Source organism: Acinetobacter sp. ANC 4218, assembly GCF_002135245.1.
In the GTDB taxonomy this organism is placed as follows: domain Bacteria; phylum Pseudomonadota; class Gammaproteobacteria; order Pseudomonadales; family Moraxellaceae; genus Acinetobacter.
Map to the genome: position 1 here is coordinate 285,046 of NZ_NEGD01000001.1, position 22,782 is coordinate 307,827.

At 43.2% G+C, this 22,782-nt stretch carries 16 protein-coding genes; 7 read left to right on the forward strand and 9 right to left on the reverse strand.

Annotation, left to right across the window (positions count from 1 at the left end; translation table 11 throughout):
- Positions 1-7: 7 nt before the first annotated feature.
- Both B9T38_RS01410 and metK read right to left on the reverse strand, forming a co-directional pair.
- Positions 8-319 (reverse strand): monooxygenase, encoded by a 312-nt coding sequence (locus B9T38_RS01410; protein ID WP_086195072.1) that lies wholly within the window; start codon positions 317-319, stop codon positions 8-10.
- Between the two features lie 114 nt (positions 320-433).
- Positions 434-1,600, reverse strand: coding sequence for a methionine adenosyltransferase (gene metK / locus B9T38_RS01415; RefSeq protein WP_086195073.1), 1,167 nt, complete (start codon positions 1,598-1,600; stop codon positions 434-436).
- Between the two features lie 905 nt (positions 1,601-2,505).
- Between metK and tkt the strand changes: the two genes are divergently transcribed.
- The 3 genes from tkt to B9T38_RS01430 all read left to right on the forward strand — a co-directional run bounded on the left by tkt (position 2,506) and on the right by B9T38_RS01430 (position 5,818).
- Complete coding sequence (gene tkt / locus B9T38_RS01420; RefSeq protein ID WP_086195074.1) at positions 2,506-4,494, forward strand: transketolase; 1,989 nt, start codon at positions 2,506-2,508, stop codon at positions 4,492-4,494.
- Between the two features lie 160 nt (positions 4,495-4,654).
- Positions 4,655-4,870 carry a hypothetical protein gene (locus B9T38_RS01425; protein ID WP_086195075.1) on the forward strand — a complete coding sequence of 72 codons (216 nt, stop codon included), beginning with the start codon at positions 4,655-4,657 and terminating at the stop codon, positions 4,868-4,870.
- Between the two features lie 363 nt (positions 4,871-5,233).
- Positions 5,234-5,818, forward strand: a complete 585-nt coding sequence (locus B9T38_RS01430) for a YceI family protein (RefSeq protein WP_086195076.1) — start codon at positions 5,234-5,236, stop codon at positions 5,816-5,818.
- 64 nt (positions 5,819-5,882) lie between these two features.
- Here the strand turns inward: B9T38_RS01430 and B9T38_RS01435 are convergent, their stop codons facing one another.
- Positions 5,883-6,602: a glutamine amidotransferase gene (locus B9T38_RS01435; RefSeq protein ID WP_086195077.1), complete on the reverse strand. Its 720-nt coding sequence runs from the start codon at positions 6,600-6,602 to the stop codon at positions 5,883-5,885.
- A 142-nt stretch (positions 6,603-6,744) separates the two neighbouring features.
- Entirely contained in the window at positions 6,745-8,256 is a 1,512-nt protein-coding gene (exaC, locus tag B9T38_RS01440) for an acetaldehyde dehydrogenase ExaC (protein ID WP_086195078.1), read from the reverse strand.
- Positions 8,257-8,460: 204 nt separating this feature from the next.
- Here exaC and B9T38_RS01445 point away from each other — a divergent pair, with 204 nt between their 5' ends.
- A complete protein-coding gene (locus B9T38_RS01445) occupies positions 8,461-9,642 on the forward strand; it encodes a helix-turn-helix domain-containing protein (protein ID WP_086195079.1) in 1,182 nt (393 codons plus the stop codon).
- A 16-nt stretch (positions 9,643-9,658) separates the two neighbouring features.
- Here B9T38_RS01445 and B9T38_RS01450 read toward each other — a convergent pair whose 3' ends face one another.
- The 5 genes from B9T38_RS01450 to B9T38_RS01470 form a co-directional block, all read right to left on the reverse strand.
- A complete protein-coding gene (locus B9T38_RS01450; protein ID WP_086195080.1) occupies positions 9,659-10,627 on the reverse strand; it encodes an alpha/beta hydrolase in 969 nt (322 codons plus the stop codon).
- A 238-nt stretch (positions 10,628-10,865) separates the two neighbouring features.
- On the reverse strand, positions 10,866-12,077 hold the full coding sequence (gene mdh, locus B9T38_RS01455; protein ID WP_086195081.1) for an iron-dependent methanol dehydrogenase: 1,212 nt from the start codon (positions 12,075-12,077) through the stop codon (positions 10,866-10,868).
- Between the two features lie 461 nt (positions 12,078-12,538).
- Entirely contained in the window at positions 12,539-14,614 is a 2,076-nt protein-coding gene (locus B9T38_RS01460; protein ID WP_086195082.1) for a TonB-dependent receptor plug domain-containing protein, read from the reverse strand.
- 183 nt (positions 14,615-14,797) lie between these two features.
- Positions 14,798-15,796: an ABC transporter substrate-binding protein gene (locus tag B9T38_RS01465; protein ID WP_086195083.1), complete on the reverse strand. Its 999-nt coding sequence runs from the start codon at positions 15,794-15,796 to the stop codon at positions 14,798-14,800.
- 3 nt (positions 15,797-15,799) lie between these two features.
- The gene (locus B9T38_RS01470) at positions 15,800-16,387 is read right to left on the reverse strand and encodes an ANTAR domain-containing response regulator (RefSeq protein ID WP_086195084.1); all 588 of its coding nucleotides are present in this window, start codon (positions 16,385-16,387) and stop codon (positions 15,800-15,802) included.
- Positions 16,388-16,836: 449 nt separating this feature from the next.
- On the opposite strand from B9T38_RS01470, the gene B9T38_RS01475 reads away from it, so the two are divergent.
- The 3 genes from B9T38_RS01475 to nirD all read left to right on the forward strand — a co-directional run bounded on the left by B9T38_RS01475 (position 16,837) and on the right by nirD (position 22,590).
- Complete coding sequence (locus B9T38_RS01475; protein WP_086195085.1) at positions 16,837-18,189, forward strand: MFS transporter; 1,353 nt, start codon at positions 16,837-16,839, stop codon at positions 18,187-18,189.
- 82 nt (positions 18,190-18,271) lie between these two features.
- Positions 18,272-20,818 carry a nitrite reductase large subunit NirB gene (gene nirB / locus B9T38_RS01480; protein ID WP_086195086.1) on the forward strand — a complete coding sequence of 849 codons (2,547 nt, stop codon included), beginning with the start codon at positions 18,272-18,274 and terminating at the stop codon, positions 20,816-20,818.
- A gap of 137 nt (positions 20,819-20,955) precedes the next feature.
- Complete coding sequence (nirD, locus tag B9T38_RS01485; protein WP_086195087.1) at positions 20,956-22,590, forward strand: nitrite reductase small subunit NirD; 1,635 nt, start codon at positions 20,956-20,958, stop codon at positions 22,588-22,590.
- Positions 22,591-22,782 lie beyond the last annotated feature (192 nt).

The window sequence follows — 22,782 nt, forward strand, 5'->3', positions numbered from 1 at the left end:
TTAGATTTTATGGATTTAAAAAGTATGCCTGATTGATGGTAGACAGAGGATTATTCACTTCAAAAATTTTTCCACGAATATTATCGATGCCAAAACTTTGCAGACGTGCAGTGTGCATATTTAAGTATTTTTCTGCATTCGCTTGGCTGTCAAATAAATAGATACCGCCCGCTTCCTTGGTGGCACTATTTTCTGTCCATATTTTCCATAAGATGCCATCTTCCTGATTAATGCTTTCAGCAAGTTGTTGATAGGCCTGACTCATTTCCTCGCCAAATGGACCTTGAGAAGGGAAGTCAACTTGAAGAATAACAGCCATATTTTTATCCTATGCCATAAAACGATGATTGATCATAACATTGTAGTCTTTGCTATATTATTTTAAAGCAGAAATAAAAAAGCCCACAACAATGTGGGCTTTTTGATGGAAAAATTACAGTCCGGCAGAGGCTTTAAGTGCTTCCACTTTATCGGTTTTTTCCCAGGTAAATGCAGTATCTGAACCTTGACGGCCAAAGTGACCATAAGCAGCAGTCTGCTTATACATCGGTTGAATCAGATTCAACATGCGGGTAATGCCGTATGGACGCAAGTCAAAGTGTTCACGAACCAATTGAATAATGAATTCTTCAGGCACTTTGGCTGTGTTAAATGTATTGATTGAAATAGAGGTAGGCTCTGCCACACCAATGGCATACGACACCTGGATTTCACATTTATCTGCTAGGCCAGCGGCGACAATATTTTTCGCTACATAACGGCCCGCATAAGCTGCTGAACGGTCAACTTTAGATGGATCTTTACCAGAGAAAGCACCGCCGCCGTGACGAGCCATACCACCGTAAGTATCGACAATGATTTTACGACCAGTTAAACCACAGTCACCTACAGGACCGCCAATCACAAACATCCCGGTCGGGTTGATGTGGAATTTGGTGTCTGCATGGAACATTTCTGCAGGAATGATTTTCTTCACGATTTCTTCAATCACAGCTTCTTTTAAGTTGGCTTGTGAAATTTCAGGATCGTGCTGGGTAGAAAGTACCACAGCATCCAAACGGACAGGCACGCCATTTTCATAGGCAAAAGTCACCTGACTTTTCGCATCTGGACGTAACCATGGTAATGAACCATTACGACGTAACTCAGCCTGTTTTTCCATTAAGCGGTGTGCATATGAAATAGGAGCTGGCATTAATACGTCAGTTTCACGGCTGGCATAACCAAACATCAAGCCCTGGTCACCGGCACCCTGATCTTCAGGTTTTTGGCGGTCCACACCCTGAGCAATTTCAGGAGACTGTTTACCGATCATGTTGATCACGGCACAGGTTGAACCATCGAAACCGAGGTCAGAATGATGATAGCCAATACCATTTACGGTTTGACGTACGATTGCTTCAAAGTCGACGTTAGCAGTTGTTGTGATTTCACCGGCAAGTACTACCGCACCCGTTTTTACAAGCGTTTCACAAGCAACCCGTGCATAAGGGTCTTCTTTTAAGATTGCATCCAAAATAGCGTCACTGATTTGGTCAGCCATTTTATCCGGATGGCCTTCGCTTACAGATTCCGAGGTAAATACAGCGTACTCGCGCATAAGTCCTATCACAGTTAATTCAAAAGACGCAATATGTTACATCGAGTTGGACTTTTGGACCAGTTCTAGACGATAAAAATGGATGAATTTATTTCAATTCAATGACTTTTTAATTGATATGGGCATCTAAAAAACTGATAAGTCGTTAAAAATGAGCCTGAAATAGTAATTTTGCTTATAACAAAAATTTGCTTAAGCAAATATTTAATCCTTGCTTCAAAAGCATTTCTATTTAATCAAAAACGATTATAAATATATTTAATCATTTAAAAATTTATATATATTATTGTTATATATTAACTTCGACAAAAAATCATTTTGAAAAAAGCCTGACGGGATGAAACTTTATAAAAGTGAAGCGATACAGTTAATAGGAATTAAATTTTTCAGTTAGTTTTGTTTAAAGTGAATCAAATTCATTTTTTAAGCTTTTGAGTGTTTATTCATCAATTGGGTAAGGCCAAAAATTTAATTTACCCTGTAATTTTGTAGCGGGCATTTATCAAAGCATAAACAATAAAATGATTCTGTAAATGAGGAAAAGCTTTAAAGGCTATATTCAATAGCCAAAGTAAAGGTTTTTTTATCATTGTTGGATACTCTTTATCTTTTCTCACATAAAGAAATAAAAGCAACTGGTGAAACAACGCTCATGCAATTAATAATGGTTAAAGTGTCATATATAAATTTTAGATTAAATAAGCCAAGGTATTTAATCATGCGCTAAGTCGCTGCAAATGATGTGAAATTGAGCTCTGCCTGCATTAAAGTATGTCCAGTGGTGAATAAATGCCGAAATGTTGGCTATTAGACTTTACCCTTTGCTGTTTTTTTAAGACAATATAGCCAGCTTTGAATTTTCCTATTCATCATATTCTTTAAACGATTTAGTTGGACTCTGACCTATGACAACCCCGCTTAACGAACGTCGTATTGCAAACGCAATTCGTGTATTGGCAATGGATGCTGTGCAAAAAGCAAATTCAGGACATCCAGGTGCTCCGATGGGGATGGCAGACATCGCTGATGTCGTTTGGCGTGAATTTTTAAATCATAACCCGCAAAACCCGCAATGGGCCAACCGTGACCGTTTTGTATTGTCTAACGGCCATGGCTCTATGTTGCAATATGCACTATTGCATTTGACCGGTTATGATCTTTCTATTGAAGATTTAAAATCTTTCCGCCAGTTACATTCTAAAACCCCAGGTCACCCTGAATTAGGTTATGCACCAGGGATTGAAACCACGACTGGTCCATTGGGTCAGGGTATTGCCAATGCAGTTGGTTTTGCGCTGGCTGAAAAAACTTTGGCTGCTCAATTTAACAAAGACGACATCAAAGTGGTTGACCACTTCACTTACTGTTTCCTGGGTGATGGCTGCTTGATGGAAGGTGTTTCTCATGAAGCATGTTCACTTGCCGGTACTTTGGGTCTGGGTAAACTTGTCGTTTATTACGATGACAACGGCATTTCTATTGATGGTGAAGTTGAAGGCTGGTTCTCTGACGATACAGAACAACGTTTCCACGCTTATGGTTGGCAAGTGATTAAAGTGGATGGTCACGATAGCGATGCGATCCGTCAAGCAACTGTTGCAGCAAAAGCTGAAACGGCTAAACCGACTTTAATTATCTGTAAAACAATTATTGGTTTAGGTTCACCAAACAAACAAGGTAAAGAAGATTGTCATGGTGCACCACTGGGTAATGACGAAATCGCCTTGACGCGTGAAGCTTTGGGTTGGACTGAAGGTCCATTCGAAATTCCTGCTGACGTTTATGCAGCTTGGGATGCCAAAGACAAAGGTGCTCAATCTGAATCTGCATGGAATGAAACTTTTGCTGCATATGCTGCAAAATACCCAACTGAAGCAGCTGAACTTAAACGTCGTTTAAACGGTGAATTACCGGCTGATTTTGTCGCTAAAGCAGATGCTTATATTGCTGAAGTGAATGCAAAAGCAGAAACCATTGCGACTCGTAAAGCCAGCCAAAATGCACTTCAGGCACTTGTACCATTATTGCCAGAGGTTTTGGGTGGTTCTGCTGACTTGGCAGGTTCAAACCTGACCTTGTGGAAAGGTGCGCAAGGCGTACAAGACAATCCGGCGGGTAACTATGTTCACTACGGCGTACGTGAATTTGGTATGACTGCAATTGCCAACGGTGTAGCACTGCATGGTGGTTTCATCCCTTACGTTGCAACATTCCTGATGTTCATGGAATACGCACGTAATGCAGTGCGTATGTCTGCATTGATGAAACAGCGTGTGATTCATGTCTATACCCATGACTCAATCGGTCTGGGTGAAGATGGTCCTACGCATCAACCGGTAGAACAGATCGCCTCTTTACGTGGCACACCAAACTTAAATACCTGGCGTCCATGTGACACTGTAGAAGCTTCTATTTCATGGAAATCTGCATTGTTACGTAGTGAAGGTCCTACAGCGTTAATTTTCTCTCGTCAAAACTTGCCATTCCAGACCCGTACTCAAGCACAAATTGAGAACGTCGCTAAAGGTGGTTATGTGCTGGCTGAAGAAAAAGGTGAATTAAAAGCGATTATTATTGCGACTGGTTCTGAAGTTTCATTGGCGATGGAAGCATATGCACAGCTTGATGGTGTACGTGTAGTATCTATGCCATGTGCCGAAGAGTTTGTGAAACAGGATGCTGTTTACCGTGAAGCGGTTCTTCCATCTCATATTCGTGCGCGTGTCGCAGTTGAAGCTGCACATGTGGATTACTGGTGGAAATTTGTGGGTCTGGATGGTCGAGTGATCGGTATGACTACATACGGTGAATCTGCACCTGCGAAAGACTTGTACCAATATTTCGGTATTACCACTGAAGCGGTTGTTGCAGCAGTAAAAGACATTACCGCTTAATCAATCTGATTAACCGGTTAAAAAGACGCCCCAGCAAAAGGGGCGTTTTTCATTGCAGAAATAACGATTTGTAACGAATGATTTAAACGTCTAGGTTTAAAATTAATTCATTCATACAGTATTCAGCCCGGGGTGCATGATTGCCCCAAGTGAGGAAAATATGAGCCTTTATGATCAGATTAATGATGAAATTGTCCTGATGGATGCTGGTGAACAGAAATGGATTGGTGCAGACCTTGAACTTGATGCTATGGTTGCTGTGGAACTCATGCTGCAAGACTTGCAGGAAGACAAGGTGATCAAGATCCGCCGTAAGAATCATGAAAAGCATACCGGTTTAAAGCAAATCGACCGTATTTTGGTTGAAAAGTTATAAAGATGAAACATCTTTTAAAAGCCCCAAAGGGGGCTTTTATTATTTTGGACATTTAAAAATGTAAATAGTTACGATAGACGAGTTGTACTTTTGATTAATTGATCATGATTTTTATAAACTGTATAGTTTTGTATTAAATATTTAATAAAAACAGAAACAAGTGATAAAGCCATAAAGTTGCAGATCAGGGTTTAAAATAAATGATGATGATGATCAATATATTAAGATGAGGTGACCATATCATTTATGGAGCTAGATAACCGGTAATTGTTCTATTCTTGCAACATATCGTTTTATCTATATCGGTGAATTAAAATAAGAAAGGTATAAACTAATAATCATTCCAAAGCGAGATAACAAGACATGAATTTTAAAGCACTAACTTTAGGTCTGGCGGTTGCATCAGTGGCAACTTTTACTATGGCAAAACCGGTTGCCTATCAGATTGATCCAACCCACACAGCAACTGTTTTTTCCTGGAGTCACTTTGGTTTCTCTACGCCTTCTGCAAACTTTAGCGACATTCAAGGTACAATTAACGTCGATAATGCAAAACCTGCAAATTCATCTGTGAATGTGACTATTCCTTTATCGAGTTTAAATACCAACGTAAAAGCATTGGATGAGCATTTAAAAACAGCAGATTTTTTTGATGCAGCGAAGTATCCAAACATCACATTTAAAAGTACTAAAGTTCAGGCATTAGGTAAAAACAAATACAAAATCACTGGTAACCTTACAGTGAAAGATGTGACTAAACCTGTAGTTTTAGATGCAGTGTTAAATAAACAAGGTGTACATCCAATGACTAAAGCAGAGGCTATTGGTTTCAATGCCACGACTTCATTCAACCGGTCAGCATTTGGCGTAGGGGCTTATGTACCAAATGTGGGCGATAAAATCACGGTAAACATTACCACTGAAGCTTCTGTTCCTGCGAAAAAATAAGCCTGAATTGGCTAATAAAAAAGCACCCTTGAGAGGGTGCTTTTTTATTGGTTGAAATTTTACTTTAAATTGCTGAAATCTGTTTGAGATATGCCTGCAATACAGCCTGTGCCTGCAATGCTAATGCAGTGGCATAGCGTTGATTGTCGGCTCGCAAAGCCGGAATATTAACGTTAGCTTTTCTTAATTCGCAGGTATGGCCAATCAGCCATTTTTCCAGGCTTTCTGGGGCAACTTCAAGATGAAATTGTAAGGCTAGAATATTTTTCCCCACAGAAAATGCCTGATGAGGATAAATCTCTGAACCTGCTAATAATGTAGCCTGTTTAGGCAAATCGAAGGTATCGCCATGCCAGTGCAATACAGCAGTTCCAGTTAATGGCTCAAGTAGATTATTTGCACTATCTGTAATGCTGAGTTGGCTCCAGCCAATTTCTTTTTGATGGCCTGCATACACTTTGGCACCCAGGGCATGGGCAATCAGTTGAGCACCCAGACAGATGCCTAAAGTTGGCAAGTTTTCTTTTAAGCGAACTTTAAGTAAGTCTATTTCTTGTTGTAAGAAAGGGTAGTCATCTGTTTCATACACTCCAATTGGTCCACCTAAAATAATGGTCAAACCTTTATGCTGAAATGCTTTGGTTAAATCATCTACACCAGCTTCAAAATAACGCACCCGAAAACCGAGTTGATAAAAGACATCTTCAAATGCCCCCAGGTCTTCAAAGGCAAGATGTTGAATGGCATAAATGGTGTCGGGAAAGTCTGAAGGAATAGTTATCATGCTTTTGTTTTCATGGATAAGGAATCATAGCAATTTAGCTTGAATAGTCAGAAAAATGAAGATTTCTCTGTTGATCGGTTGCAATTTAAAGCAAAAAAGCGAACCGAAGTTCGCTTTTGAGATACTTGATACAACGTTCTGTTTAGAAGAAGCCCATTGGCTTGGTGGCATAGCTCACCAGCAAGTTTTTGGTTTGCTGGTAATGATCAAGCATCATCTTGTGGTTTTCACGTCCAATACCTGATTTTTTATAACCACCGAATGCAGCATGTGCAGGGTAGATATGATAACAGTTGGTCCATACACGACCCGCTTCAATCGCGCGGCCTGCACGATATGACGTATGCGCTGAACGTGACCAGACACCAGCACCTAAACCATAAATGGTATCGTTGGCAATTTTGATGGCATCATCAAAATCTTTAAAGGTGGTCACTGCGAGTACTGGTCCAAAAATTTCTTCCTGGAACGTTCTCATGTTATTGGTGCCTTTGAAAATGGTCGGTTCAATGTAGAAACCTTGGCCAACTTCATGGCGTGCTTCACCACCCGTCAATAGTTGAGCACCTTCTCCACGGCCGGTTGCGATACATCCCAGAATTTTGTCTTGCTGTTCTTGAGAAGCCTGTGCCCCAATCATGGTCTCAGTATCCAGTGGATGACCGGTTTTAATGCGTTTCACACGTTCTACTGCAAGTTCCAGGAACTGGTCGGCAATACTTTCCTGAACCAAAGCACGTGATGGACAGGTACAGATTTCCCCTTGGTTTAGGGCAAACATGGTAAAGCCTTCTAGCGCTTTTTCTAGGTAGTCATCTTGCTGAGCCATAACATCTTCAAAGAAAATGTTTGGTGATTTACCACCTAGCTCTAAGGTTACCGGAATAATATTTTCGGTGGCATATTGCATGATCTGCTGACCGACAGCTGTTGAGCCAGTAAATGCAATTTTGGCAATACGTGGGTTGGTAGCCAATGGGCGACCCACTTCAACGCCATAACCATTTACAATGTTTAATACACCTGCAGGCAACAGGTCCTGAATCAGTTCAACCAGTACCAGAATACTGACCGGAGTTTGTTCAGCCGGTTTTAAAACAATACAGTTACCTGCAGCCAGAGCCGGCGCCAGTTTCCAGGTTGCCATTAAAATCGGGAAGTTCCACGGAATGATTTGTCCGACTACACCTAAAGGTTCATGAAAATGGTAAGCAATAGTATCTTCATCGATTTCTGAAATGCCGCCTTCTTGTGCACGGATACAGCCGGCAAAATAGCGGAAATGATCAATCGCCAAAGGAATATCTGCAGCCAGGGTTTCACGAATCGGCTTACCATTATCCCAGGTTTCAGCAACTGCCAAAAGTTCCAGATTGGCTTCTAAACGGTCGGCAATTTTTAACAGGATATTGGAACGGGTCGTTGGCGATGACTTGTTCCATTGTGCTTTGGCTTTATGTGCAGCATCAAGAGCAAGCTCAATATCTTCAACGCTAGAACGCGGAACTTTGGTGAAAGCTTTACCATCTACAGGCGAAATATTGTCAAAGTATTCTCCTTTGACAGGCGCTACCCATTGTCCACCAATGAAGTTTTCATATTGGGCTTTAAACTGAACTTTTGAACCAGGTTGATTAGGATCGACGTAACGCATATGTATTTCCTTTGCTTATTTTAGTGTCTTAAAACCGTATCTACAGCTTTGGTATATAAGGTACTTGTGTACATTATATGATTAGCATAACCTGAATAAGGTTGGAGAAAGGTTGGATACAAGAAGGTTTACAATCTTTTCAATCCAGCATAAAAAATAGCGATTACAGTGGATGTAAATCATGAATTGTTGTGAGAATAAGGAATGATGACAAAACAAAATTTGATGCAAAAAAGGCATAAAATTGATCAGTTTAGGCAAAGTAGCAGTTTATCTGCCTTACATGCAGAACAACTGGGTCAAAGTATTGCGAGTTCCTGGCAACGTTCATCCTCGGCCGAAATTCCCAAGGATCGCTTGGCTGCCCCACTGGTTCACTTACAAAAAGAAACCTATCCTTCGGCTTTGGCAAATGCCTTGCAACATTGCGCACAGGATTTAAAGCATATTGCCGAACAGTCTTCGATGGTAATTGCAGTCGGCGATATCGGTAGCACCATTATCTGGTCAGCCTCCAGTCCACAAATGCAGCGTGCAGCAGAAAGTGTGCATTTTATTGAAGGCGGGCAATGGCGCGAGGAACTGGTTGGAACCAATGCCTTGGCACTGTCGTTAAAAACCCAGCAATCGAGTTGTGTGTTTTCCAATGAACATTATATGCCTTCCATTCATGATTGGGTCTGTTATGCCGCCCCGATTATTGATCCTTATTCCAAACAGGTGTTAGGTGTGATTGACCTGTCGACCACCTGGCAAAAGCATAACAGTTTGGGGCTGCTTGCAGCGGAACGCTGTGCTTCGATTATTCAATCGGCTTTGCTGGAATACCAAAAGCAGCGCCTGTTTATTCGGGCTTTTTCCGTGCCTCAGGTTCTGTTTAACGGTAAGGTGCTGGTTTTGACCCCCCGCCAAATTGAAATTTTGACCATTCTGGCGTTATGTCCGCAAGGTTTAAGCCTGGATACCCTGCATCAGGCTTTATACGGAGAACGAAAAGTCAGTATAGGCACCTTAAAAGCAGAAATGTCGCAGTTGCGTGATGTACTGGGCGGTATGCTGGGTTCCAGACCTTATCGTTTATTGGCACATGTAGAGGCTGACTTTTTATTGACAGAACAGTCTTTGGATGCCGGCTATATCGATTCGGCCTTAAAACTGTGTACTGGCGTATTTTTATCCAAAACCGAAAGTCCTTTTTTATGTGCCTGGCGTGATTGTCTGGAATCACGTTTAAGTGATGCCATCTTTAAAGCCAATGAAACTGATGTGTTGCTAAAACATGTGGCTCGATTCCCTGAGGCGATTGATGCGGTGGAGCGCCTGATTGAGCTGATGCCTAAAACGCACCCTGTGCATCAAACCCTGCTGAAATATAAGGATGCCTGAGAGCTGTAAGATAGATTTACAGCCCTTTAATTTCTAGCCATTCAAACAGCCGCAGATAGACATTCTGGCGTACCGATTTTTCCGACAAGACCAGATCATGTAAGCCATTCTTGATTTTAGCAATGGTGACATCACCTTTGATTTTTCTGGCATATTTGTCGATATGCTTGACATCTAGAATCACGTCACTGCTTTGCGCATATTGATGCCATTTTTTCGGATTTTTGCTTTGATCGGAATGCATTACCAAGGCGGGTACCGTTAAGCTGACTCCCTGATGGATTTCTTTCTGTGCTTCAAAAATGGCCCGAACAAAACTCAAGCGAACCAGAGGGTAAGACTGCGGTTTCCAGTCCAGATTAAAGTCCCATTCGCCATGCAGGTTTTTATGCAGACTGGGAACATACCATTTGTTCAGCTCACTGGGAAATTTTAAATCCGGGCAAACCTTACCCACCCGGCTTAAATTGGGAATGCCCAATTTTTTCTTGATCGGGTTCATATTAAAATCATAAAACGGACTATTGACCCACAGTGCCTTAATTAAAGGATGCTCTGGATGATGTGCCGCATACAGTGTGGTGGTTAAGCCACCGGTAGAATGGCCACTAAGTAAAATGGCATCATGGCCTTCTGCGCCTATAATGTTTAAGGCTTCGGTAATTTCAGCATCGTATTCGGCAATTTCACGCACATTATAATATTTTTGATGCGGCAGAATGGAGCGACCATATTTACGTAAATCGAGTGCATAAAAGTCAAAACCATGCTGGTTGAACTGTTCTGCCATTTCCGTCTGGAAGAAATAATCAATAAAGCCATGAATATATAACACAGCTTTGGATGTGGTTTGGTCGGCTTTTTTTCTGACTAAGGTCGCTGTAACCTGACCTTCGTAATCATCCGGGAAATTTAAAGTGGCCTGTTCATAACCTGGGCCTAAGATATCGCGTTGATAAAGTGGGGCGGTGTTGCCATTGCTCATTTTTATACTCATAGAGAAGAATTTGTTTTCTCTTATCCTTCATGATGAGTGCTAATTTGTCAAATTGAATTATTTTTATAAAAAAAGCAACCACAGTTCTTATCCTGTCATCAAGGACACAGGATCAGCCAGGAAAAGGGAAATGGTTTCTTTTCTTGGCGCACTTCTTGACGAAGTGCGAACATGGGTTGCTAAAAGTGTAAGTCAAAGAATTGGATAGAAGACTTACAGGGAGGTATTACATTGCTGCTTTAAAATCGACTACCGATGCATTAGGTTTCAATGCTGCCTTAAAGATATCGACCACTTGTGCATGGTTAGCTTTACGTGGGTTGGTCAGCATGCAGGCATCTTTTTGCGCATTTTCTGCCATGATGGTCAGATCAGCTTCTTTGACACCCAGTTCAGCCAAACCAGATGGAATACCAATAGAAGCAGAAAGTTGACGAATGGCATTGATGGCTTCAAATGCAGCTTCAGTTACCGTCAGGCCTTCAGTGTTGACTCCCATTAACTGTGCAATTTTCGCATAGCGATCAGGGCAGGCGATCAGGTTAAATTCAGATACATGCGGAAGCAGAATGGCATTACAAACGCCGTGTGGCAGATTGTAGAAACCGCCCAGCTGATGCGCCATGGCATGAACATAACCTAAAGATGCATTGTTAAAAGCCATACCTGCAAGATACTGTGCATAGCTCATGGCATCACGTGCTTCTAGGTTTTCACCATTGGCAACAGCCGGGCTAAGCCATTCGCTAATCATGGTAATTGCTTTTTCGGCACAGGCATCGGTAATTGGATTGGCTGCAGTTGATACATAGGCTTCAACAGCGTGAGTCAATGCATCCATACCGGTTGCCGCAGTTAAGCTGGCTGGTTTGGCAATCATCAGTTTAGGATCGTCGATGGCAATCAGCGGGGTACAGCGCCAGTCAACAATGGCCATTTTTACATGGGTATCGGTATTGGTAATAATACAGAAACGGGTCATTTCTGAAGCCGTACCTGCCGTGGTATTGATCGCAATCAGCGGTGTCATTGGTACAGTGCTTTTATCGATCCCTTCGTAGTCACGAATATGACCGCCACCCGCTGTCACCAGGCCGATGCCTTTGGCACAGTCATGTGATGAACCACCGCCTAAAGAAACAATAAAATCACAACCCTGTTCATTATAGGCTTGAACGCCGTTATGTACGTTAATGTCGGTTGGGTTTGGTTCTGCACCCGGGAAAATATGACTGTCAACGCCAGCATCTTTTAAATAGTTTGAGATAGTATCTGCGACACCAAATTTGAATAAACCTGCATCAGTTACAATCAAGGCCTTCTTGGCACCTAGATTTTGCGCTTTAGTTCCAATTTCTTTGGCACAGCCTGGGCCAAAAAGTGAAACACAGGGAATATAAAAACCGTTGGTTTGATCTGCAATATTTTTAAAAGCCATGGTGCGATTCCTTCTACCATTCATTATATTATCGGTGACTCTCACCGTAATTGGAGTATCGAATGAAGCTGAAAAAAATCCTACCTACCAAATACCTACCATTTTAAGTTAATGAATTTTATAATTTTTTTATAGAATATTGTCCAGTTATCTATTTTTTATGCATCATTTACTCATATCTAATCTATCTTGCAAGCCATGTATGAAAGGTTCTCGAACTTTAGCATGTTTGAATCATATTCAGGTGATCAACCATTAAAAAGCCCTAAGCATCAGATTGATATTTAAGCCCGAATACCAGTTTTGAGGGCGGCGATAGGGTCAAGCTAAAAATCCTGACTGGTTGAGAAATCATAGAAAATTGGCAACGGCCAGAAGATTAAATTTTTCCGCTGAGCATAAATATAACCCTTATCTGGATGTAAAAAACCGGTGACTGGCACCGGTTTTTATCTTCCCGTTTAGAATTTTTTTTCTACACTGAGGAGTACACTTAGAATGGCCTGATTGACCCGTGATTCATACAGGCTGCTATCAGATTGATTGGTTAAACGTTCTTTATAATCTGTACTCAAGATATTGCGTGCACTCAAGGTCGTTGCCCAGCCATTATCAAAGCGTTTGCTCACACTGATATCGACATTGACCCGTTCATTGCTGGTACGGTCATAGGGCTGGTTATCTAGGGCACGGGTAAATTCAGGAACATAGTTCAGATTGACACTGCTGGAAAGACGCCAAGGTTGATAGTTATAAGATAAACCGGCACTGGCTGTATAAGGTGCCACATCACTGGCTAAACGTTGCTGATGATTGGTCTCTTCAATTTTTGCACGTACCGTCGACAGTTGACCATTCAACATCAATGCATGCCCATTTTCAGTTTGCTTTAAGGCATAACGAGCAGCAATTTCAACTCCATAGGTGGTGGCATTGTCCTGGTTTTGTGGGCGTTCTACAAAATGCGAACCTTCCTGACGAATCACTTTCTCAATGTAATCTTCAATTTCACGTTGGTATGCCGTGATATTGATGCCACCTGACGGGGTGTTATAACCCAAGGTGGATTCAAAGGCGGTTATTTTTTCCGGACGTAAATTGGGGTTTCCGCCACGATCCGGATTGTTCAGGCTACCGGCATCACTATCGGTAGAAACAGAAACCGTAGGTAACAGCTGGTCGGTTTTAGGACTGCGGAATGCATGGCTGATATTGCTTTGTAATGACCAGTGATCATCAAAATCAAAACGATGCGCCAAGACTGGGCTGAAGTGACTGTCGCTATAATCCACCAGTCCTGAACGATGAATCCATTCCTGACGTGCACCCAAGGTCACGGTTTGCCGGTCGGTAAACTTCCAGCTGCCTTCGGTATAGAGCGCATAACGCTGTTCATCGAGTGTATCGGTAATATTACTCTCAAGTTCACTCGAGCGAATATCCGTACCAAATTTCAGTTGTCTGGTGTTATCAAATTTACGCACACCATCATAAGCCACACCATATTCATTGACGGTTTCATCGGTATAGCTGCTGAAGAGCGGTGACCGGGTCGATTCGGTTTCGTTCTGCTGTTCTACTGAAAGACGAATTTTGTCGGAATTATCCTTGTCTTTACGTTCATAACGGGTATTTAAACGGATGCTGTCATTCTTGTCATTTTGCGTCTGATCGCCACGGCTGCCGTCACTTTCATTATTGCGATAGAACAGTTCGGCAACCAGTTTTTGCTGGTCATCCAGTTCATATTCAACACGGGGTGCCAGCATTTGCGACTTGCGTTCGGTAATACGCTTTTGTTCATGGGTTTGGCTGCTGTTTTGGGTCTGGGTGATCGAGGTGGTGTCATTCCACATCTGGTTGGCAGATAGGCTGTATAACCAGGCATTATCCCGGCCATCCATTTGTACACTCAGGTTTTTGCGTTCCTCTTCTTTCTGGTCAGATTTTGCCAAACCATATCCTGCACGGATAGTTCCGCTGATGCGGGCATGATCCAGCGGTTGTTTCAGAATAATATTGATGACGGCGGAAGATGCCACAGAAGCCTGAGCGACACTTGGCTGTTTGGTAATTTCAATCCGTTCGATCATGTCTGGCGTGATGCTGTCAACAACCGACATGCCACCGCGTGGGCCACCTTGAACCGGTTCACCATTGATTAAAAATACCGGGGCACCACCGCCACGAAAACGCATAGCTGAAGCACCGCCACCCCCACGTGGACCTTGTCCCGGTGTGGGCATCTGAAAACCGGCGGCACGGCGTAAGGCATCATTCACGGATTGATCACCAAATTGCAGCATTTCTTCACGCGTGACAATGGTTTTAGCTACAGCACTGATATCGGCATCTTTGCTCTGGGTGGGCGCTGCTTGAAATTTTAGGGTTGCCAGTGTCTGTACCGGATCTGTTTGAACAACCGTGCTGTTTGTTATGGCATCGCTAATCGTGTCAGCCGCCCAGCTTGGGGAGATAAAACTAAACAGTGCACAACTCAGGGTGCTCCATTGCCAACGCGGTTGTATGCGTTTCATTATTCGATGTTCCCTATGTAATTTTGCGTAAGATAACGTAAAAATATGGAGAAAATTTGTGGGAAACCGCAGAAATGAAAATAAACCATAAAACTGGATTACAGCGATAAAATAATCAAAATGAATGGCTTAACCCCAGCATTTTGATTGTTTTTTGTGGCCGGGGGCAATACGGATGCTGCCTTATTTCGTCAAAGATAAAATACAGTTTTGGCTGATGTTTTCAATCATCGTATCATTCAAGTGAATTGGGTTATCCCATTTCAGCATTTGTTGGGTCAGCCATTTAAAATCTTCTACCTTTGGCACAGATGTCTCATCGACAAAATTGCGGATAATATTTTGAATGGAGTGGAATTTTTGTACGTGAATGCTGTCTGAGCATTGAAATTGCACAATATTGAACTCGGTCAGCATTTGCCAAACGTCGGCATAGTCCTGTAAATCTTTCAGTTCTTGCTGGGCTTTTTGAATGGCCTGCGTTAAAGCCTGATGCGTGTTTGGATGTTGCATTGCCCAATCACAGGTGACTGCCAAAACCTTATCTGCTACTTGGGGAATAATGTCCTGACTGGAAGCGATAATTTGACCGATTCCCAGTAGTTCAGCCTGGCTGTTCCAGGGTTCACCGACACAAAAACCATCAATGACCTGATTGGCTAATGCCTGCACCATATAGGGTGGGGGAAGCGTGGCCAGTTTTATATTTCGTGCAATTTCAGGATTGGCAAGGGCGAGCCATTCTCTAAGGCAATAATGATGAATCGACTGCTTAAACACATGTGCCAGCTGAATCGGTTGCTGTGCCTGTAGGGCAGAGACAACTTTTTGTGCCGATTGTTGTGCACTGTCCTGACTGGAAATGTTCAGCTCAAAGCACAGTTTCTGACTCAGACTAATAAAGGCGCGGTTATAACTTAATACCAGGGCAGTCTGGAGTGGAATACCGAGCTGGTCTTCACCGAGTGCTGCAGCAGGCAGCATGGCAGACAGGCAATGTGCAGCATCTAAAAAACCAAAAGCCAACCGGTCTCTTAAGCTGGCCCAGGACGCTTCCTTCACCAGCGTGACCTCTAAACCCGCTTCCTCAAAAAAACCACGCTGCTTGGCCCAAAGAATGGCCACACAATCCAGCAGAGGAATATAGCCGATCTGGATTTGAGTTTTTTCTAAATCTGGCATGGCTTAATCCTTCAATTGGCTTTGTAGTAGTTGCTGTGCATCCAGTAAACGCCGTGCCATTTCGCCAATGGTCATACGGTGGCTCATGGCATTTTTACGCAGTAACTGAAAGGCTTGATCTTCAGTAAGATGGTGCAATTGCATCATCAATACTTTGGCTTTTTCCACATCTTTACGGTCGGCCAGCTTGTTTTTGGTGTCTTCCAGATCGCCGAGCAATTTTTTATGTTTTTTAAACTGTTCAATCGAGATTTCTAAAATACTGTCCAGTTTGGATGGGTCAATGCCATCGACAATATACGCCGTAACCCCGGCATCAATGGCATTTTTAATGGTGTCTTTGTGGCTGTTTTTAGTGAACAGTACTGTTGGCAGATCGAACTGGCTGACACAGCTTTCAATGATGTCACGATGGGGATGATCCATATCCAGTAAAATCACGTCGGCATGCAACTGTTCAAGACGGAACATGCTTAAATGGTCCGCACTGAGACAGGCCACGACCTCGAAATTGTGTTCGATCAGGGAGGCTTGAATGTAATGGGCACGGTCTTGATCGTCATCAATCAGTGCGATTTTGAGTTTTGGCATATGGGCTAAATATCATCAGGCCATGCCTGAAAGAAAAAGTCATAATCCATTTAAAGCAATTAAAATGCCAAATAAGTTAAATCATTATGATTTCAATAAAACTTCACTGAACCAAGGAACGGTGAGCAAATTGCGCACTGTCTTAAAGCAAAAATGCGCTACAAGGAAGCATAATCATTGTTGAGCTGAGTCAGGAGGTCATACTTAAAAATAGAGAAGCAGACCATTACTGGCATTGAAAAATTATAAATAAAAATTAAAAATGATAAAAAATATGAACTTATAGTTTTCTCTGAGTTGTTGGCACGCGCATTGCTATATCTCTTGTGAGTCAAAGACGACTCTAAAAAATTGTAAGACGGCCAAAGACGTCCGTTCTGATCGAATCTGCTGTGCAGCTATCCGCATGGCAGATAAAACCATACGTTCAGTTCAGGAAGGAGAGGGCTATGTCTTCAAATTTAAATGCTAAAAAAGCAACAAAAATAAGTCTTTTCAATTTCAGTAGCGCAGCAATGCGGGCCTTCCACATGAGTTGGCTCGCATTTTTTGTCTGTTTCTTTGCCTGGTTTGCCTGTGCTCCGCTCATGCCTGTCATTGCCGGCGAGTTCCATTTAACTAAAGACCAGATTGCCAATATTAATATTGCCGCTGTGGCCATCACCATTTTGGTTCGCTTAATTGTGGGACCTTTATGTGATAAATACGGGCCACGCAAAACCTATACTGCATTATTGGTGATCGGCAGTATTCCTGTGTTTGGTGTGGCTTCTGCCAACAGTTACGAATCTTTTCTTTTCTTCCGTTTGTTGATTGGTGCCATTGGTGCCAGCTTTGTGATTACCCAATATCACACCAGCATCATGTTTGCACCGAATGTGGTGGGAACCGCCAATGCTGCATCAGCAGGTTGGGGAAATGCCGGTGGCGGTGCAACTCAAGCCCTGATGCCTTTATTACTTGCTGCCTTGGTGATGTTCGGAGTTGAACAGTCCATGGGCTGGAGAATTGCTCTGCTTGTTCCGGGTGTACTGATGCTGATTGTAGGTGCACTGTACTGGAAATTCACCCAAGACTGCCCGCAAGGAAATTTTAAGGAACTGCGTGCACAAGGCGTGCAAGTAGGCAGCGATAAAAAAGGCGGTCTGGCGATTCTGATGCATGCAGCACGCAACTACCGGGTCTGGATTTTATTTGGCGCCTATGCCGCCTGCTTTGGTATCGAGATTTTCATTCATAACATTATCGCTTTGTATTTTGTCAACAATTTCCAGTTTGGCTTAAAAGAAGCCGGCATGGCCGCAGGAATTTTCGGTCTGCTGGCCCTATTTGCCCGTGCCTTGGGTGGCATCATCTCTGACAAAGTGGCAATCAGAAAAGGTCTGGATGGGCGTACCAAAGTGCTATTCGGCATGATCCTGATGGAAGGTTTATTCCTGATCTTGTTTTCACAAATGAACACCGCAGTTCTGGCCATCATGACCATGACAGTTTTTGCACTTTTTACCCACATGGCCTGTGGTGCCACCTATGCCCTGGTGCCTTTCATTGACCGTGATGCTTTAGGCGGTGTGGCCGGCATTATTGGTGCAGGCGGTAATGTCGGTGCCGTGGCTGCAGGTTTCCTGCTCAAAGGCATGCTGGATATTCAAACCACGTTAATGGTGTTGGGTGGCTTGGTGGTGATTGCCGCTAGTTGTGTGCTGATGATTCGCTTCTCGGTTGAGCATAAAGAAAAAGAACAGCAGCTTTATGAACAGGCCATGCTGGAACGCAACAGTTTGGCTGAAGCCCAACAATAAAATTCCTCGGATCAATACGCTTAGATCCAGAGCTTAAATTAATAAATTGAAAGAAGTTTTTAAAGAATTGAGGATAAATACGATGAAACTGCTCATGATTGGCCATGGCATGGTGGGCCACAAATTTATCGAATCGGTTTTAGAATATGCAGGTGATGAGGTTGAAATTACCATTTTGGCAGAAGAGCCGCGCTTGGCCTATGACCGCGTACATTTAACCGAATATTTCACTGGAAAATCTGCTAAAGACTTAACCCTGTGTCGTGCAGACTTTGCCGATGCTTATGGCATAGATTTACGCCTAAGCACCAAAGCTACTGCAATAGATACCCTGAATAAAACCGTTACGACTAATCATGGCGATGTCATTGCATATGACAAACTCGTGCTGGCAACCGGTTCATATGCTTTTGTCCCTCCTATTCCAGGCAATGAACGTGAAAACTGCTTTGTTTACCGCACCATTGAAGATCTGGATGCCATTCGTACTGCTAGTTTAACTGCCAAAACCGGGGTAGTGATTGGTGGTGGTTTGTTAGGTCTGGAAGCGGCCAAGGCCTTACGTGATTTAAATCTGCAAACCCATGTGGTCGAATTTGCCCCACGTTTAATGGCGGTGCAAATTGATGATTTAGGCGGCAAGGTTTTACGTGCAAAAATTGAAAATCTGGGGGTAAAAGTTCATACCCAAAAAGCCACACAATGTATTGAAAAAGGTAAAAATACGACTCATATGATGAAGTTCAGTGATGGCTCTGAACTGGAAACCGATATCGTTTTATTTTCTGCAGGGATTCGACCACGTGACGAGCTTGCACGTCAAAGTGGTCTCACGATCGGTGAGCGTGGCGGTATTGCCATCAATGATTATTGCCAAACTTCCGATGCTGACATTTACGCGATTGGTGAATGTGCACTGTGGCAAAACAAAATTTATGGTCTGGTTGCGCCAGGCTACGACATGGCGCGTATTGCAGCCAAACATGTCATGGATCAGGCCTGCAATGAATTTGCCGGCGCAGACATGAGTACCAAGCTGAAACTGATGGGTGTTGATGTAGCCTCTGTGGGGGATGCACATGCCGTGACGCCAAATGCGCTCAGCTATTTCTATGCCGATGAAGATGCTTTGGTCTATAAAAAGATTGTGGTGAATAGCGAAAAAACCAAGCTACTCGGGGCTGTGCTGGTGGGTTGTGCCAAAGAATATAACGACCTGCTGCAAATGATGCTGAACGGCCTGGCTATCCCGGAAAATCCGGAAAGCCTGATCATGCCGGGTTATGCACAATCCTCAGCGAAAACAGGCGGCAGCGGTGTCGATTTACTGCCAGACAGCGCAACCATCTGTTCATGTAATAACGTCTCTAAAGCCGATATTTATAGTGCTATCGCCGATGGTTCAACCTCACTGGGTGCACTAAAAAAATGTACCCAAGCTGCAACGGCCTGTGGCGGCTGTGCGCCTTTAGTGACCCAAGTATTGAAGTCTGAACTGCAACGCCAAGGCGTAACGGTAAACAATCACCTGTGTGAACACTTTGCTTATTCACGCCAGGAGTTGTATCACCTAGTTCGGGTCAATGAAATCAAAACCTTTGATGATTTGATCGGACAACATGGTCATGGGATCGGCTGTGATATCTGTAAGCCGACTGCAGCTAATATTTTAGCCTCCTGCTGGAATGACTTTGTATTGAAGCCAAGCCATGTCGGTCTGCAAGACAGCAATGACTATTATCTGGGTAATATTCAAAAAGATGGTTCTTACTCGGTTGTACCGCGTATGGCAGGTGGTGAGGTCACTCCAGAGGGCTTGATTGCCATTGGTCAGATTGCCAAAGAATATGGTTTGTATACTAAACTCACCGGTGGACAACGGGTCGACATGTTTGGTGCGCAAGTTCATCAACTGCCGGAAATCTGGGAAAAATTGATCAATGCCGGTTTTGAGTCGGGTCATGCTTACGGTAAATCTTTACGTACTGTGAAATCCTGTGTCGGCAGTACCTGGTGTCGTTATGGGGTGGATGACTCAGTCGGTTTGGCCATCTTCTTGGAAAATCGTTACAAAGGACTGCGTTCACCACATAAACTCAAAATGGCTGTGTCTGGCTGTACCCGTGAATGTGCTGAAGCACAAAGTAAAGATGTCGGGGTGATTGCCACTGAAAAAGGCTGGAACCTGTATGTCTGCGGTAATGGCGGGATGAAACCACGCCATGCTGAATTGCTGGCATCTGACCTGGATACGCAAACTTTAATCTGTTATATCGACCGCTTTTTTATGTTCTATATTCAAACCGCAGATCGTTTGCAACGTACTTCGGTATGGCGTGACAACCTGGAAGGTAGTCTGGATTATTTAAAAGATGTAGTGGTGAATGACTCGCTTGGTTTGGCAGCTGAACTGGAACGCCGTATGCAGCATGTGGTCGGCACCTATCAAGATGAATGGCGTACTGCGGTGGAAGATATGGAAGTCCGTAAACGCTTCGTAACCTTTATCAATGCAAAAGTTGAACAACAAAACGATCCAAACATCCAATTCGCTGAGGTTCGCGGTCAAATCCGCCCAAAAACCGAGGCTGAACGTGATGTGACCCGTATTCCAGTGGTTGAGGCATAAGAGATTTAGACTTCTTTCATCAAACCTTTTGATTTCTCTTGCGCCTGGCTTTAAAGCAGTGCTTAAAACCAAGCTCAGGGAGAAAAACAAAGAGGGTATGAAATTGATGAAAGAAGTTAAAGAAAAGGATAAAGATGATGACAATATTTAAAGAAATGAATAAAACCAACGAGCTGGAATGGGTCGAAGTTTGCAGTCTGGATGACATTACTCCAAATACCGGTGTGGGTGCATTAATTGAAAACCAGCAAATTGCCATTTTCCGTGTCGGTAATGAAAAACGCGTTTATGCCTTAAGCAATCAAGATCCATTTAGTCAGGCATTTGTGATGTCACGCGGCATCATTGGTGATTTGCAAGGTGAGCGTGTGGTGGCATCTCCCATCTACAAGCAGCATTTCAGTCTGGCAACTGGACGCTGTCTGGAAGATAAAGGCCAGAAACTGCTGGTATTTCCAAGCAAGATTGAAAATGGCAAGGTCTGGGTCAGCCCGACACCGCAAAAAACCTATATCACCAATAACGGCACTTCCCAAGAAAAAATGAAACTGGTGTTGGTGGGCAATGGGCTGGCGGGTATACGCTGTCTTGAAGATTTGCTGGATATGGCGCCTGAGCGTTATGAAGTGACCGTGATTGGTGAAGAACCGTGGGGCAACTATAACCGGATCATGCTTTCACCCGTACTGTCAGGTGATAAAAGCATTGATGACATTATGCTGCATCCACATGCCTGGTATAGCGACAAAAACATTCGCTTTATTGCTGGTGATGCCGCGGTAAAAATTGATCGCCCACGTAAGCAGGTCTATACCGAAAAAGGCCTGGTGGTGGATTATGACCGTTTGATTCTGGCGACTGGTTCCAAGCCGTTTATTCCGCCAATTCCCGGTTCGGACTTAAAAGGCGTGATCAGTTTCCATGATATCTATGATGTCAATAGCATGCTGGAGTACTGCAAAACCAAGAAAAATGCAGTGGTGATTGGTGGCGGTCTGCTTGGGCTAGAAGCAGCTTATGGCCTGAAACAACGCGGAATGAATGTGACGGTTTTGCATTTGATGGACCGGATTATGGAACGTCAATTGGATAGTCGTGCAAGCAGCCTGTTAAGACAAAGTATTGAAGCCAAGGGCATCAACATTATTACTCAAGCCAATACAGAACAACTGATTGGCGAAGAGGGTTATGTCACCCAAATCAAGCTGAAAGATGGCACCGTGTTAGATGCTGATCTGGTGGTTTTTGCTGTGGGCATTCGTCCGAATATGGCATTGGCGCAAAGTGCGGGCTTACGTTGTAACCATGGCGTAATCGTCAATGACACCATGCAAACCTTTGACCCAAGTATTTATGCAGTGGGGGAATGTATTGAACATCGGGGTCAAACTTTCGGTCTGGTTGAACCACTTTGGGGCCAAGCCTTTATTTGTGCCTCACATCTGGCCGAACACGGCAGCCTGACCTTCAAGGCACCAACGGTTCCAACCCAGCTCAAGGTCAGTGGCTGTGATGTATTTTCAGCGGGTCGAATTGATTTAGAAAATGGTGAACCGCAGGATGATTATGAAGACATTATCTTGAATGATGAAAAACGTCAGATCTATAAACGCATTATTATTCAAAAAGATAAAGTCATTGGTGCAGTGCTGTTCGGCGATACTGAAGATGGTGCCTGGTATGCAGAGCTGATTTCTGATCAAACGCCAATCAGTAATATTCGTAATAAATTGCTCTTTGGTAAAGATTTTGCATTAAAGAAAGCAGGTTAATCACATAAGTGGTATTTGTTCAATTTTAAATATTTGCACAGCCACACTTTGCACTCATAAGTAAAGAGTAATTGCGTAGGCATGATCTTACTTTTGAAAGATCAAAAGTAACAAAAATCTTTGTTTCCCATACATTACGTCCTGTAATGATGGGAAACGGTGGCATCCATGCCACCTCGACAGAATACATGC